Source organism: Actinoplanes sp. NPDC051475 (assembly GCF_040689425.1).
Classification (GTDB): domain Bacteria; phylum Actinomycetota; class Actinomycetes; order Mycobacteriales; family Micromonosporaceae; genus Actinoplanes.
Map to the genome: position 1 here is coordinate 46,606 of NZ_JBFAZZ010000010.1, position 13,978 is coordinate 60,583.

The window sequence follows — 13,978 nt, forward strand, 5'->3', positions numbered from 1 at the left end:
GGGGGGAAACGGGGGGTAGGACGGTGGCGGACGACATGGCGACGCTCCTTGGTGGCCTGGCCGGGCTCGCCGGAGTCACCGGCGTGACGACCCTCGGCATCGCGGTGGCTCGCAGGCCGCGCCCGTACTTGCCGGCGGCGCATGCGCTGGTCGGCGAGGAGGACCTGGACCCGCTGCCCGACGTGCTGCGGCGCGGGCTCGCCGGCCTGACCGTCCCGGTCCGGCCCGGCCCGCACGGCGAGCTCTATCTCGGACCGGGTGCGCCGCGTCCCGGGCGTACGCTGCGCCGGCTCGTGCTCGGCCCGCTCTTCTCCCGGGCCCACGCCCGGGGCGGCCGGTTGTGCCGGGACCAGCGGGTGCCGTTCCGGCTCGTCGTGGAGTTCACCGGTCCGGTACGCGACGCCGAGGCGCTGCTGCGGGCGTACCGGATGCTCGACCAGCAGTTGCGCGACCACGCGCCGCTGCTGAGCCGCTGCGTCGACGGCACGCTGCACGCCGGCGCGGTCACCGTGTCGATCGCCGGCATCGTCGACGCCCGCGACCTGCTGGCGGCCCAGCAGGAGCGGTACGCGTTCGCCGACGGCTCCTTCGACGACATCGGCTCGGCGACCGCCCCGCCGGACCTGGTGCCGATGATCAGCGAGCACTGGACCCGGCGCTTCGGCTGGGACGGCTGCGAGCCCATCCCGGCCGAGGAGCGACACCTGCTGCACGCGCTGGTGCGTTCCGCGCACGAGGACGGGCGGACGCTGCGGATCTGCGGGCTCCCGTCCGGTACGCGCAAGGCGCGGCAGGCGGTCTGGACCGAGCTGGGGGAGGCGGGCGTGGACGTCATCGCCGACGCCGACCAGGCCGGGCTCGCCCGCCACCTGCGGCGCAATCCGGTACGCCGGGTTCTTCCGCCGCCCGTCATGCGGCGGCCGTCGCCCACTCCGCGGCGGACCGACATGGCGCAGACGGTCTGAAAGATCCCATAAGCGACCGTTCAAGGTTAACGCCAAGTGAACGCACCCTGAACTGCTGCTGAGCAGGGGTAGGCGGGCTCCGCAACGGGAGACCTGTTACTTAGCATTCCCCGGGAATCCGCCAGACCCGTCCACCCGCCAAACGAGGTTCGCGCCGTGAAGTTCTCCTTCCGCCCCACCGAGGGCGCCTTCTACGAGCTGTTCACCCGAGCCGCTCAGAACCTCGTCCGGGGAACGGAGCTGCTCAACGAGCTGGCCCTGCCCGGCGTCGACGTGCAGTCCGTCAGCGACCGGCTGACCGACGTCGAGCACGACAGCGACCAGATCACCCACGATCTGTACAAGAAGATCAACTCCACCTTCATCACGCCGTTCGACCGCGCGGACATCTACTCGCTCGGCTCGCAGCTCGACGACGTCATGGACCACCTGGAGGCGGTCGGCAACCTGCTTTACCTGTACGGCCTGACCGAGCTGCCGTCGCTGCCGCGCGAGATGCACGAGCTGGTCAACGTACTCGACCAGCAGGCCAAGCTCACGGCCGACTCGATGCCGAGGCTGAAGAGCATGAAGGGCCTCGAGGAGTACTGGATCGAGATCAACCGGCTCGAGAACGACGGCGACCGGGCGTACCGGATGCTGCTCGTGCGGCTCTTCTCGGGCGAGTACGACGCCCTGACGGTCCTGAAGATGAAGGAGGTCGCCGACGAGCTCGAGGCCGCCTGCGACGCCTTCGAGCACGTGGCCAACACCGTCGAGACCATCACGGTCAAGGAGTCCTAGGCCTTGTCCGCTGAGCTGATAGCGGTCCTCGCGGTGATCATCGCCGCGATGGCCTTCGACTACACCAACGGCTTCCACGACGCGGCGAACGCCATCGCCACCAGCGTCAGCACCCGGGCCCTCACCCCGCGCGTGGCCCTGGCGATGGCCGCGGTCGGCAACTTCATCGGCACCCACTTCGGCGCCGGCGTCGCCAAGACGGTCGGGGACGGCCTGGTCAAGCTCCCGGTCGGCATCCCGAGCCTGGGCGTGGTTTTCGCCGGCGTGGCCGGCGCGATCGCCTGGAACCTGATCACGTGGTACTTCGGCCTGCCGTCGTCCTCGTCGCACGCGCTGTTCGGCGGCCTGGTGGGCGCGACGCTCTTCGCTCACGACGGCACCATCCAGTGGGACACCATCCTCGAGAAGGTCATCATCCCGATGGTGGCCTCGCCGTTCGTCGGCTTCCTGCTGGGCTTCCTCGTCATGGTGGCGATCATGTGGTCCTTCCGGCGCGGCCAGCCGGGCAAGCTGAACCGCGGCTTCCGGACCGCCCAGACCATCTCGGCGGCGTTCATGTCCGTCGGGCACGGCATGCAGGACGCGGCCAAGACGATGGGCATCATCGTGCTCGCGCTCTACACCGGCGGCTTCCAGGACAGCGCCACGGAGATCCCGTGGTGGGTGTTCTGGACCTCGGCGTCGGTGCTCGCGGCCGGCACGTACGCCGGTGGCTGGCGCATCATCCGTACCCTCGGCCGCAAGATCATCGACCTCGGCCCGGCGGAGGGCTTCGCGGCCGAGATGGTGGCCAGCTCGGTGCTGTTCTTCAACGCCCTCGTGCTGAAGGCCCCGATCTCCACGACCCACACGATCACCTCTGCGATCATGGGCGTGGGCTCGACGAAGCGGCTGTCCGCCGTCCGCTGGAACGTGGCCGGCAACATCGTCATCGCCTGGCTGACGACCTTCCCAGCGGCGGCGGGCATCGCCTGCATCGTCTACTTCTGCGTACGGCCGCTTTTCGGCTGACCGGTCTTGCACGGGCCCCGTTCTCCCTCCGGAGGGCGGGGCTCGTCATGTCTCGGCCTAGAGGTCGAACTCGCCGTCCTGCACGCCGCCGACGAACGCGGTCCATTCGGCCTGGCTGAACACCAGGACCGGTCCAGCCAGATCCTTACTGTCGCGCACTGCGACGATCTCGGCGAGATTCGTGGCGACCTCGACGCAGCCGTTGTCACCGGACAGCCGTGATTTCTTGAATACCGCTGAGGTGAGATCAACGCTCACGATCGTTCAACTCCTTCAAACACTCTTTCAACAACTCGATGGTGTCGTGCTTCGGTAGGGCGGCATCGGAGATCGCCTCCCAGGCTCCGGCATATTCTGCAATCTCGGAAGTCTTGTCCAGGTAGAGGGCGCCGGTCAGGTTCTCGCTGTAGACCGTGGGTGGGGGTGCGCTGCCGTTCTGCTCCGGGAAGCTCAATAATCTGAATGCACCGGCGAGGGAGGCTCGATGCGGCCCGACCCGCCGGTCGAGAACGCGGATCGACACGTTCGGCAGTTCCGTCGCCTTCAGTAAGTGCCAGACCTGCCTGCGCATGATTCCCTCCGGCTTTGGTTCGGCCATGAGCACCGTCTCGCCGATGATCACGTCGACTGAGGGTGGAGCCGGGAAGGAGCGAGTCAGCAACTGTTGCCGGGACTGCTTCAACTCGATCGTCTTTTCGATGTCGCCTTCCGACCAGCCGGGGCGCTCGACCCTGATGAAGGCCCCGGTGTACTCCCGGTGCTGCAGAAGGCCCGGGATCATGGCCGGGTCGAAGATCCGTATGCGCTGGGCTGCCTGCTCCAGTCCTACGTATGCCTCGAACCAGGTGGGGAGGACGTCCCCGTAGGCGTGCCACCACCCCCGCGATCGAGTCTCGCGGGCGAGTCCGACGAACACCTCGCGCATCCCGTCATGCACCCCGTATGCGTCGCAGAGAGCTTGGACGTACGGCGGCTTGGTCGAGGTGGTGCCCTGCTCGATCCGCCAGATCGTCTGCTCGCTCACGCCGAGCAGAGCGGCCGCGTCCTTGAGCTTGACACCCGCCTTCTCCCTGGCGGCACGAAGGCCGATGCCGAGAGTGCGGCGGGGCACCGTCGAGCCACTGCCTTCGACCACCATACTCCGACCGCCTTCCGTTCTGACCGCCGAAACCTTCCATCTTGGAGTCCTCCACAGTGCGCTCTGGTAGGTCTACGCGGGCAATGCTCCATCGTCAATGGTCAACATGAGATATCGCCTTTTGGAACCTTGCACGGAGCCTGCCCGCGCGTGACGATCGACGGCATCGCTAGAGTCATCGGAGGAGACAATGACCGTGCAAGTAACCGTCGGCGATGCCTCGCCGGAAGATGGCGCCGAAAATGCGCGAGGCGCGGTCACGGTGGCGCTGGCACGCGATTCGATCGCCGGCGGCCGCCAGGTGATGATCGATTTGGTGACGGCTTCTGGCTCCCGTCATTGCGCCGCACGACTCACGATCAGTGAGGCCGAGATACTCCAGGCGGCTCTCGATTCCATCATCTTCGACGCGGCGATCCGGAGTGGCGAGGCGGACCTGACGCGGAGGAATCGGCGCCGCCGAGCTCAGGCGCCTGGCATCGCCGGCCCGGCCGACGGTGCGGCCGGGGAAAGGGCTACGCGTAGGCAACGCCGATCTCTGCCCGGATCGCGTCCATCAGTTCCATGATGTCGAGCGTCGTCGCGTGCGGAACAAGCGGGCTTTCCCGCAACCCTTCGGCCAGACAGCGCTGCACCTCGACCGCCTCGAAGTGGAAGCCGTGGCCCTCGAAGGGGAAGTCGAAGGTCTCCGCCTCACCGTCCTTGCGGCGCAGGACGAACGAGTGCGGCGCGTAGAAGCCCTCCGGCAGGTCGATCCGGCCCAGCGTGCCGGTGATCGACGCCGCGTTGCGCGACGCCCCCGAGATGCTGCACGTCAGCGCGGCCACCGCGCCGGACTCGTAGCCGAGCAGCAGGCCGGTGGTCTCGTCGACCCCTTCCGGGGTGAGGTGGGCCCAGCTCCGCACGGTGGCCGGGGTGCCGAGGAGCAGGTGGGCCAGGTGGATCGGGTAGACGCCGAGGTCGAGCAGGGCGCCGCCGCCGAGGGCGGGGTCGCGGAGCCGGTGGGTCGGCTCGAACGGGCCCTGGAGTCCGAGGTCGGCGTGGACCGTGGCCACGTCACCGATGACGCCGTCGCGGGTCAGCTCCCGGATCTTGCGGATCGCGGGGTTGCAGCGCATCCACATGGCCTCCATGAGGAACAGGCCGCGGTTCTGCGCCTCCTGGACGAGCTCGGCCGCCGCGGCCCGGTCCAGGGTCAGCGGCTTCTCGCAGAGCACCGGCTTGCCGCCGGCGAGGCACGCCATCGCCGCGGCGTGGTGGTGGGCGTGCGGTGTCGCCACGTAGATCACGTCGATGTCGGGGTCGGCCGCCAGCTCCGCCCACGAGCCGTGCGAGCGGGCGGCGCCGTGCCGCTGCGCGAAGGCCGCGGCCGCCTCGGGGGTGCGGGAGCCGACCGCGGCCAGCTCGGCGCCGGGCACGAGAGGGAGATCGGATGCGAACGTGGCGGCGATGCCGCCGGTGCCCAGAATGCCCCAGCGCGTGGTCGTCATGGTCGCCACCGTAACGCCGGAAGGACAGCGGCCTTCAGCCCGGTCATGGGTGGTGGGTGGGGTGGTCGGATGGGGATGGGGGAGGATCGGGTGGTGACCCGAGTGATGCCGTTGCCGCCCGCCATGGTCCAGAAAGCCCGCGAGTTCCGGGGCGTCCCGGCGACGCCGCGCGCCGCGGCCACCGTCGTGCTTCTCGACCCCGAAACCCTTGACGTGTACGTCCTCAGGCGCGCGACGACGATGGTCTTCGGCGGGGTGCATGCCTTCCCGGGTGGCCGGGTCGACCCGGACGACCGCCCCGAGACGATCCGGCAGGACTGGGCCGAGAAGCTCGGTGTGCCGGACGATCAGGCGCGAGCGGTGGTGGGCGCGGCAGCGCGCGAGCTCTTCGAGGAGGCGGGCGTGCTGCTGGCCGGTCCCGTCGACCAGCCGGACCGCACTGTGGGCGACGTGAGCGGTGAGGACTGGGAGGCGGACCGGCGGGCCGTGGCCGGTCGGGAGCTCACCATGACCGACCTGCTGGCCCGGCGCGGGCTGCGCCTGCGCGACGACCTGCTGCTGCCGTGGGCTCGCTGGATCACGCCGGTGTTCGAGCCGAAGCGGTTCGACACCTGGTTCTTCGTTGCGCTGCTGCCGGACGGGCAGATGGCGCGTGACGTGTCCGGGGAGGCTGACGCGACCACCTGGATCAGCCCGGCGGCCGCCGACGGCCTGGCCATGCTGCCGCCTACGCGGGTGACACTGGACGAGCTGTCCCCGTACCGAAAGATGGAAGATCTCGTGGCAGCGAGCGCGCAGCGGAACGCCGCCGTGCCGATCATCCCCGAGGTGGAGCTGACCGGCGACGGCGGCGCGGTTGTGCGCCTGCCTAGCCGAAGCGGCCCGTGATGTAGTCCTCGGTCTTCTTCTCGCTCGGGTTGCTGAAGATCTTCTGGGTGTCGGCGTACTCGATGAGGCGGCCCGGCTCGCCGGTCTTGTCGATCGAGAAGAAGCCGGTCTTGTCGCTGACCCGGGCGGCCTGCTGCATGTTGTGCGTGACGATGATGATCGTGAAGCGGTCCTTCAGCTTGAACATCAGGTCCTCGATCGCCAGCGTCGAGATCGGGTCGAGCGCCGAGCAGGGCTCGTCCATCAGTACGACCTGCGGCTCGACCGCGATGGTACGGGCGATGCACAGCCGCTGCTGCTGACCGCCGGACAGGCCCGCGCCGGGGCGGTTGAGCCGGTCCTTGACCTCGTCCCAGAGGTTCGCGGACCGCAGCGACTTCTCGGCCGCCTCGTCCAGCGCCGACTTCTTCCGGAGGCCGTTGAGCTTGAGGCCGGCGACCACGTTCTCGTAGATGGACATCGTCGGGAACGGGTTGGGGCGCTGGAAGACCATGCCGATCATCCGGCGTACGGCGGTGACGTCGACGTCCGCGTCGTAGATGTTCTGGTCGTCGATGGTGAGCCGGCCCTCGATGCGGGCACCCGGCAGCACCTCGTGCATGCGGTTGATGGACCGCAGGAACGTGGACTTGCCGCAGCCGGACGGGCCGATCAGGGCGGTGATCGTCTTGGGCTCGACGGTCATCGAGATGTTGTCGATCGCTTTGAACGAGCCGTAGTAGGACGAGACGTTGCTCGCCTCGATGCGCTTGGCCATGGGGGACACCTTTACCTCAGGACAGCCGGTTGCGGCGGGCGAGCAGCTTCGCTGCGATGGTCAGAAGCAGGACCAGGGCGACGAGCGTCAGTGCCGCCGTCCAGGCGCGGGCCGGTGCGTACTTCGAGGCATCGCTGGCCTGCTGGTAGACGAAGAGCGACAGCGACGACTGGTTGCCGCCGAACGGGTCCATGTTGATCGCCGCGGCCCCGCCCGCGACGAGGAGCACCGGTGCCGTCTCGCCGGCGGCGCGGGCCACGGCGAGCATGATGCCGGTGACGATGCCGGGCAGGGCGGTGGGGAGGACGACCTTCAAAATCGTCTTCCACTGCGGTACGCCCAGCGCATAAGCACCCTCGCGCAGCGGCCCGGGCACGAGCCGCAGCATCTCCTCGGTGGACCGCACGATCGTGGGCAGCATCAGTACGGTCAGCGCCAGTGAGGCGGCGAACCCGGAGAAGCGGGGCGTGCCGTCGTTGAACCACGGGCTGACGATGAGCACCCAGAACGCCAGCACGAACAGGCCGGCGACGATCGAGGGGATGCCGGTCATGACGTCGACGAAGAAGCGGACCGTCAGGGCGAACTTGCCGCGCCCGTACTCGACCAGGTAGATCGCGCCGAGCACGCCGAGCGGTACGGCCATCAGGGTGGCGATGCCGACCTGTTCCAGCGTGCCGATGATCGCGTGGTACGCGCCGCCGTTCGGGTCCCGCGCGCCGATGTTGTTCATCGACGTGCCGAAGAAGTCGCCGTCGAGCCGGGCGGCGCCCTTGGCGACGAGCGTCCACACCACCGAGGCGAGCGGCAGGATCGCGAGCACGCAGGCGACGTAGATGGCCGCGCGCCACATGCGGTTGCGCGCGGAGCGCTTGCCCTCGACCCGGCTCGCCCCGAAGTAGAGGCCGAGCAGGTAGAGGACGATGCCGAGGACGACGACGAGCACCCAGTTGCCGATGCCGAGGCCGAGGACGACCGCCGCGGAGAGCAGCAGGGCGACGGCCGCGATGCCGAGGTCGGCGGCGACCGGCAGCTTCCGCGACCGGATGTGGTCCGGCGTCATGACGACGCCGGAGGTTTCACGCTCGAGGAGGCTCATGCGGCACTGTCCCGGAACTCGCGGCGGCGGTAGATGATCGCCCGGGCGGCCATGTTGACCACCAGGGTGATGGCGAAGAGCACCAGGCCGGACGCGATCAGCGCGCCGCGGCCGGTCGGCGTCGCCTCGCCGAAGGTGTTGGCGATGTTCGCGGCGATGGAGTTGCCGCCGCTCTGGATCAGGTTGAACGAGATGGAGAAGCTCGTGCTGAGGACGAGCGCGAGGGCGATGGTCTCGCCGAGCGCCCGGCCGAGCCCCAGCATCACCGCAGCGATGACTCCGGGCTTGCCGTACGGCAGCACCGCCGTGCGGACCATCTCCCACTTGGTCGCGCCCAGGGCGAGCGCGGCTTCCTCGTTCATGGCGGGCGTCTGCTGGAAGACCTCTCTCGACAGGGAGGTGACGATCGGCAGAACCATGATCGCCAGTACCAGTGAGCCCAGCAGGATCGAGCGGCCGAAGGGGCCGTCGCCGCCGAAGATCGGCAGCCAGCCGAAGTACTTGTTCAGCCAGACCGAAAAATCGGCGACCGGCTGGGAGAAGACGTCGCGGCCCCAGAGGCCGAAGACCACGCTGGGTACGGCGGCGAGCAGGTCGATGATGAACCCGAGCGGCGTCGCCAGCCGCTTCGGCGCGTAGTGCGACAGGAACAGCGCGATGCCCAGTGCGACCGGTACGGCGATGAGCAGCGCGATGACGGACGTCAGCAGGGTGCCGAACGCCAACGCGGCGATGCCGAAGCGGGGCGGCGTCTCGTTGGGGAACCACTCCTTGGAGAACAGGAAGCTCTCGGTGTCCGCGTCGAGCGCCGGCACCGCCTTGCTGACCAGGAAGATCGCGATGGCGATGATGATGACGAGCACCATCGCGCCGGCGGCCGTGCTGAGGCCCCGGAAGCCGGTCTCCATGGAGAACCGGGCCTTCCTGGGCAGTGCGCCCCCGCCGCCCAGCGGCGGGCGGTCGTCGGGAGGGATCGGCGATACGCCGGTGCCGGCGGACCCGGCGTGACGTGCTGTCACACCTGGTCCGCCGGCGCTGGGGTTCGCCGAGCGGGAGGGATAGTCACCCATTCGCTCGCTCGCTGTCGTCTAGTCGGGGGGTTCGTGCTCTGTGGTGCGGTGGCTCAGGAGATCTTCGCGACCGAGGCCTCGACCTTGCTGCGGACCGACTCCGGCAGCGGGGCGTAGCCCAGGTCGCCGAGCGCCGACTGGCCGCCGGTGCTGGAGGTGTAGCTCAGGAAGCCCTTGATGGCCGCGGCCTTCGGGCTGCCCTTGCTGCAGGCGATCTCGTAGGTGACCAGGACGATCGGGTACGCGCCCGCCTCCTTGGTGGCGTAGTCGATGTCGAGCTTCAGGTCGTCACCGGTGCCCGCGACCTTGGCGCCCGCGATGGTCTTGCCCGCGCTCTCGCCGGTCAGCTCGACGTACTCGCCCGCGCCGTTCTTGATCTTCGCCTGCTGCAGGTCGCTGTTCTCGGCGTAGGAGAGCTCGACGTAGGAGATGGTGCCCGCGGTGCCCTTGACCAGCGACGCGACGCCGTCGGACTTGTTGGCGCCGGTGCCGCCCGGGGCCTTCCAGGCCTTGGCGTTGCCGAACGTCCAGTCCGCCTCGGCGGTCTTGCTCAGGTACTTGGTGAAGTTGTCGGTGGTGCCCGACTCGTCCGAGCGGTGCACGGCCTGGATCGTGGAGGCCGGCAGCTTGGCGCCGCTGTTCTCGGCGGCGATGGCCGGGTCGTTCCACTTGGTGATCTTGTTGCTGAAGATCTTGGCGATGGTCGGGGCGGACAGCTGGAGGCCCTCGACGCCGTCGACGTTGTAGACGACCGCGATCGGGCCGGTCACCATCGGCAGGTTGAGCGCCTGGCCACCCGGGCACTTGGCGTCGGCCTGCGGCTGCTCCTCCGGCTTGAGGGCGGAGTCCGAGCCGGCGAAGTCGGCGGTGCCGGCGATGAACGCCTGGATGCCGGCGCCGGAACCGGTGCCCTCGTAACCGATCTTCGCCTCGGCGCACTGACCCTGGTAGGTCTTGATCCACTCGTCCATCGCGTTCTTCTGCGCGGACGAGCCCTGGGCTGTCAGCTGTCCCCCGGCACAGTTGCTCGAGGCCGCGGAGGCGCCGGCCGCCGGGCTGTCGGTGTTGTCAGAGCCGCACGCGGCGAGCGCGAGCGCGGTCGTCAAGGCAATGCCGGCAACGTAGTACCGCTGGAGCTTCACGGTTTTCCCTTCGGATGGAGATACATCTCCGGGCTCCCTGGTCCCGGCCGGCCGAGGTCTCATCGGCACACCCGGAAAGTTAGGAGGGCCAGGTGACCGGCTTCCCGGGCCTAAATGAACGAAGGGTGAACGGTTCGACCCTTGTTCGTTGCCTTTGGCTGAGGCGCGGTTGTCCGTTACGTGAACCGGGGGGCCGGTGTCCGGGTTGTCCAACCATTTCCGTTAACCTGGCCGGCCCTGGAGTGGCGTGCGACACGATGCCGGCGGCGTCAAAATAGCTGCATAATACAGATATGACAGTGCCTCACCAGCCGGCTACGAATCCGTTCAAGCAGCCCCGTGCCGTGTGGGCGGTCGCCTTCGCCTGCGTCATCTCGTTCATGGGCATCGGTCTCGTCGACCCGATCCTGCCCGCGCTCGCCGATGACCTGCACGCCTCGCCGAGCCAGGTCTCGCTGCTGTTCACCAGCTACCTGGTGGTCACCGCGGTGGCGATGCTCGTGGTCGGCGCGGTCGCCAGCCGGATCGGCCCCAAGCGCACCCTGGTCGTCGGCCTGGCGATCATCGTCGTCTTCGCGGCCCTGGCCGGTACGTCCGACACCGTCGGGCAGATCGTCGGTTTCCGGGCCGGGTGGGGGCTGGGCAACGCCCTGTTCATCGCCACCAGCCTCGCTGTCATCGTCGCCTCCGCGACCAGCGGTTTCGCCTGGGCGATCATCCTGTACGAGACCGCGCTGGGCCTCGGGATCGCGGTCGGCCCGCTGCTCGGCGGCGAGCTCGGCAGCATCAGCTGGCGCGGCCCGTTCTACGGGGTCGCCGTGCTGATGGCCATCGCCATGATCGCGACTCTGCTCTTCGTGCCCGCACTGCCCCGGCCCGAGCGCCCCACCTCGCTGGGGGCGCCGCTGCGGGCCCTGCGGCATCGCGGGCTGCTGACCATGGGCATCATGGCGCTGCTCTACAACTGGGGCTTCTTCACGATGCTGGGCTACGCGCCGTACCCGATGGAGCTGCACGCGCACGAGCTGGGACTCGTCTTCACCGGCTGGGGCCTGCTGGTCGCGATCTTCAGTGTCTTCGTCGCGCCGCGCCTGCAGGCCCGCTTCGGCACCGCACCGGTCCTGTATGTGAACTTGGCGGCCCTCGCGGTCGTCATGGTCGTCATCGCCGCCGGGGTCACGACGCCGTCCACCGTCATCGTCGCCGTGATCGTCAGTGGGGCCTTCATCGGCATCAACAACACGCTCACCACCCAGGCGGTCATGCTGGTGGCGCCGGTCGAGCGGTCGGTCGCCTCGTCCGCGTACGGCTTCGTCCGCTTCATCGGCGGCGGCTTGGCCCCGTTGGCCGCCGGCAAGCTGGCCGACGCCACCGACCTCGGCGTGCCGTTCTACGTGGGCGGCGTCGCGTTCCTGCTGGCTATCCCCGTGCTGGCGACCGGGCATCGGCTGGTGGCCGCCGCCGAGTCCGGGGCGGTCGAGCCGGTCGGATCGGCCCTGGAACCGGTCGGCGCCGCGGCGTCCCCGGAATCCCGTCCGGTCCTGGTGGCCGTCGGCGCGACGCCGGACGCGGCGGAGATCGTCGACGCTGCCGCCGCTCTGGCGCGGGACCAGGGCTGCGCGCTGCAAGTGGTCCGGATCCGCGAGACCGTGATCGTGGAGGAGCTCGCCATCGAGCCCGAGGACGCGGAGCACGCCCGCGCGGCGGTCCGCGAGCACCTGGAGCGGCTGGCCGGGCACGGCGTCGCCGCGACCGGGCAGATCCTGACCAGCGTGGGCGACCATGCGGCGGCCGGGCGGGTGCTGGCCCAGCACGCTGCGGTCCTGCGGGCGCGGGCCGTCGCGGTGGGCCGCTCGGCTCATACGCCCGCGGTCCAGTTCGCCGAAGGCAGCTTCACCACGGCCCTCACCGACGCAGCTGACTGCCCGGTGTTCCTGCTGGGCGCGGACGAGAAGCTGGCGTCTAGCTAGCCCTCGTGTACTGCACGTCGGTGGAGTGGATCTCGAAGCCGAGGCGGCGGTAGAGCGCCACCGCCGCGGTGTTCGACTCGTCCACGTAGAGCAGCGCGTGGCTCAGGCCCCGGCCGCCGAGGTGGCGCAGGCCGGCCACGCTCAACGCGGCGCCGAGGCCGCGGCGGTGGCCACCCGGGTCGACGCCGAGCACGTAGATCTCGCCGATCGCCGGCTCGCCGCCCTCCGCCGGGTGCACCTTCGTCCAGTGGAAGCCGAGCAGGTGGTCGTCGGCGGGATCGACCGCGAGCAGGAAGCCGGCCGGGTCGAACCACGGCTCGGCGAAGCGGAGCCGTAGATCCCCCTCGGCCCACCGGCCCTGCTCGGGGTGGTGGGCGAAGGCCCGCGAATTGACCCCCAGCCAGGCGGCGTCGTCCTGGCCGGGCACGAAGGCCCGCACCCGTACGTCCGCAGGCAGGGGCACGTCGGGCAGGTCGGCGAGCGGGCGGCGCATCTGCCACAGCACCCGCGAGCGGGTGAAGCCGGCCTTCTCCGCGAACGCGCGTGCGGCCGGCTCGTCGCCGTGCGCCCAGAACTGGAGCCCCCCGTCGCCCCCGAGCAGGGCGCCCGCCGCGGCGAGCAGGGCGGTGCCGTGCCCGCGCAGCCGGTGCTTCGGGTGCACGACCAGCTCACCGGACGTGCCGGACAGATAGGCGTAGCCCGCGAGGTCGCCGTCGTCGGCGGTGGACAGCAGATGCCGGTGCGCGTCGCCGCGCAGGCCGAGCACGCCGTCCTCGGACAGGGGCTGGACGCCGTCGGCCTCGTCGGCCGCCGCGGCCAACGCGAGCACGGCGGCCGCCTCGGCGGGGGTGAGCCGGTCCGTGGACCGGACGTCCGTCATGGTGGCCGGGCTCAGACCGGGATCGAGACGGGCTCGTTGTCGGGCAGCTGGCGGCCGGTCGGGGGCAGCACGAACTTGTAGCCGACCTGGCGCACGGTGCCGATCATCGACTCGTACTCCGAGCCCAGCTTGGCGCGCAGCCGCCGCACGTGCACGTCGACCGTACGGGTGCCGCCGAAGTAGTCGTAGCCCCAGACCTCGCGCAGCAGCTGGTCGCGGGTGAAGACCCGGCCCGGGTGCTGCGCCAGGAACTTGAGCAGCTCGAACTCCTTGTACGTGAGGTCGAGCGGCCGGCCCTTGAGCTTGGCCGCGTACGTGTCGGGGTCGATGGTCAGTTCGCCGGCCCGGACGGAACCGCCGGCGCCCGCGGTGGCGTTGTTCAGGCGGCCGACGCCCAGGCGCAGGCGGGCCTCCACCTCGGCCGGTCCGGCGGTGGCGAGGATGACGTCGTCGACACCCCAGTCGGCGTTGAGGGCGATCAGTCCCGCCTCGGTGACCACTGCCATCAGCGGCACACCGATGCCGGTCGCGTGCAGCATGCGGCAGGTGGCGCGAGCCTCGGAGAGCTCCGAGCGGGCGTCGACGAGCACGGCGTCGGGGCTCGGTCCGGAGACGAGGGTGCGAACGTCGCGCGGCGCCGTGCGCACCGAGTGGGGCAGCAGGTCCAGCGCGGGAAGCACGGCGGAGGTCTCTCCCGCACGCGCGGTGACCAACAGGAGGATTTCCACACTCACCTCGATCCTCGCGGCGTGGAGCCGCCTTCGGGTGACCCGGTCTGCGCAGCT

General features: G+C 69.8%; 14 protein-coding genes. 5 read left to right on the plus strand and 9 right to left on the minus strand.

The window, feature by feature from the left end; translation table 11 throughout:
• Positions 1-35: 35 nt before the first annotated feature.
• The 3 genes from AB0368_RS20980 to AB0368_RS20990 all read left to right on the plus strand — a co-directional run bounded on the left by AB0368_RS20980 (position 36) and on the right by AB0368_RS20990 (position 2,759).
• Complete coding sequence (locus AB0368_RS20980; RefSeq protein ID WP_366155589.1) at positions 36-965, plus strand: hypothetical protein; 930 nt, start codon at positions 36-38, stop codon at positions 963-965.
• Between the two features lie 156 nt (positions 966-1,121).
• Entirely contained in the window at positions 1,122-1,748 is a 627-nt protein-coding gene (locus AB0368_RS20985; protein ID WP_366155590.1) for a DUF47 family protein, read from the plus strand.
• A gap of 3 nt (positions 1,749-1,751) precedes the next feature.
• Complete coding sequence (locus AB0368_RS20990) at positions 1,752-2,759, plus strand: inorganic phosphate transporter (RefSeq protein WP_366155591.1); 1,008 nt, start codon at positions 1,752-1,754, stop codon at positions 2,757-2,759.
• Positions 2,760-2,816: 57 nt separating this feature from the next.
• Here the strand turns inward: AB0368_RS20990 and AB0368_RS20995 are convergent, their stop codons facing one another.
• The 3 genes from AB0368_RS20995 to AB0368_RS21005 form a co-directional block, all read right to left on the minus strand.
• Positions 2,817-3,020, minus strand: a complete 204-nt coding sequence (locus tag AB0368_RS20995; protein WP_366155843.1) for a DUF397 domain-containing protein — start codon at positions 3,018-3,020, stop codon at positions 2,817-2,819.
• Positions 3,007-3,897 (minus strand): helix-turn-helix transcriptional regulator, encoded by an 891-nt coding sequence (locus tag AB0368_RS21000; RefSeq protein ID WP_366155592.1) that lies wholly within the window; start codon positions 3,895-3,897, stop codon positions 3,007-3,009. The genes AB0368_RS20995 and AB0368_RS21000 overlap by 14 nt, the downstream gene beginning before the upstream one ends.
• Positions 3,898-4,412: 515 nt before the next feature.
• A complete protein-coding gene (locus AB0368_RS21005) occupies positions 4,413-5,387 on the minus strand; it encodes a Gfo/Idh/MocA family oxidoreductase (protein ID WP_366155593.1) in 975 nt (324 codons plus the stop codon).
• Between the two features lie 105 nt (positions 5,388-5,492).
• Between AB0368_RS21005 and AB0368_RS21010 the strand changes: the two genes are divergently transcribed.
• Complete coding sequence (locus tag AB0368_RS21010; protein ID WP_366155844.1) at positions 5,493-6,275, plus strand: NUDIX domain-containing protein; 783 nt, start codon at positions 5,493-5,495, stop codon at positions 6,273-6,275.
• Here the strand turns inward: AB0368_RS21010 and pstB are convergent.
• The 4 genes from pstB to pstS are packed head-to-tail and all read right to left on the minus strand — an operon-like array spanning position 6,256 to position 10,343.
• On the minus strand, positions 6,256-7,032 hold the full coding sequence (gene pstB / locus AB0368_RS21015) for a phosphate ABC transporter ATP-binding protein PstB (RefSeq protein ID WP_366155594.1): 777 nt from the start codon (positions 7,030-7,032) through the stop codon (positions 6,256-6,258). The two genes, AB0368_RS21010 and pstB, sit on opposite strands and share 20 nt — an antisense overlap.
• A gap of 16 nt (positions 7,033-7,048) precedes the next feature.
• A complete protein-coding gene (pstA, locus tag AB0368_RS21020; protein ID WP_366155596.1) occupies positions 7,049-8,131 on the minus strand; it encodes a phosphate ABC transporter permease PstA in 1,083 nt (360 codons plus the stop codon).
• Positions 8,128-9,201: a phosphate ABC transporter permease subunit PstC gene (gene pstC / locus AB0368_RS21025; protein ID WP_366155597.1), complete on the minus strand. Its 1,074-nt coding sequence runs from the start codon at positions 9,199-9,201 to the stop codon at positions 8,128-8,130. The genes pstA and pstC overlap by 4 nt, the downstream gene beginning before the upstream one ends.
• Positions 9,202-9,254: 53 nt before the next feature.
• The gene (gene pstS / locus AB0368_RS21030) at positions 9,255-10,343 is read right to left on the minus strand and encodes a phosphate ABC transporter substrate-binding protein PstS (protein ID WP_366155598.1); all 1,089 of its coding nucleotides are present in this window, start codon (positions 10,341-10,343) and stop codon (positions 9,255-9,257) included.
• A 293-nt stretch (positions 10,344-10,636) separates the two neighbouring features.
• On the opposite strand from pstS, the gene AB0368_RS21035 reads away from it, so the two are divergent.
• On the plus strand, positions 10,637-12,313 hold the full coding sequence (locus AB0368_RS21035; RefSeq protein WP_366155599.1) for an MFS transporter: 1,677 nt from the start codon (positions 10,637-10,639) through the stop codon (positions 12,311-12,313).
• Here the strand turns inward: AB0368_RS21035 and mshD are convergent.
• Entirely contained in the window at positions 12,306-13,193 is an 888-nt protein-coding gene (mshD, locus tag AB0368_RS21040; RefSeq protein WP_366155600.1) for a mycothiol synthase, read from the minus strand. The genes AB0368_RS21035 and mshD overlap by 8 nt on opposite strands.
• A gap of 11 nt (positions 13,194-13,204) precedes the next feature.
• Positions 13,205-13,921, minus strand: a complete 717-nt coding sequence (locus AB0368_RS21045; RefSeq protein WP_366155845.1) for a response regulator transcription factor — start codon at positions 13,919-13,921, stop codon at positions 13,205-13,207.
• Positions 13,922-13,978: the final 57 nt, after the last annotated feature.

Coding starts and splice junctions, on each gene's coding strand:
- mshD (WP_366155600.1), bottom strand. CDS start 13,193: ATGACGGACGTCCGGTCCACGGACCGGCTCACCCCCGCCGAGGCGGCC.
- AB0368_RS21005 (WP_366155593.1), bottom strand. CDS start 5,387: ATGACGACCACGCGCTGGGGCATTCTGGGCACCGGCGGCATCGCCGCC.
- AB0368_RS20980 (WP_366155589.1), top strand. CDS start 36: ATGGCGACGCTCCTTGGTGGCCTGGCCGGGCTCGCCGGAGTCACCGGC.
- pstA (WP_366155596.1), bottom strand. CDS start 8,131: ATGAGCCTCCTCGAGCGTGAAACCTCCGGCGTCGTCATGACGCCGGAC.
- AB0368_RS21000 (WP_366155592.1), bottom strand. CDS start 3,897: ATGGTGGTCGAAGGCAGTGGCTCGACGGTGCCCCGCCGCACTCTCGGC.
- AB0368_RS21035 (WP_366155599.1), top strand. CDS start 10,637: ATGACAGTGCCTCACCAGCCGGCTACGAATCCGTTCAAGCAGCCCCGT.
- pstC (WP_366155597.1), bottom strand. CDS start 9,201: ATGGGTGACTATCCCTCCCGCTCGGCGAACCCCAGCGCCGGCGGACCA.
- pstB (WP_366155594.1), bottom strand. CDS start 7,032: ATGGCCAAGCGCATCGAGGCGAGCAACGTCTCGTCCTACTACGGCTCG.
- AB0368_RS21010 (WP_366155844.1), top strand. CDS start 5,493: ATGCCGTTGCCGCCCGCCATGGTCCAGAAAGCCCGCGAGTTCCGGGGC.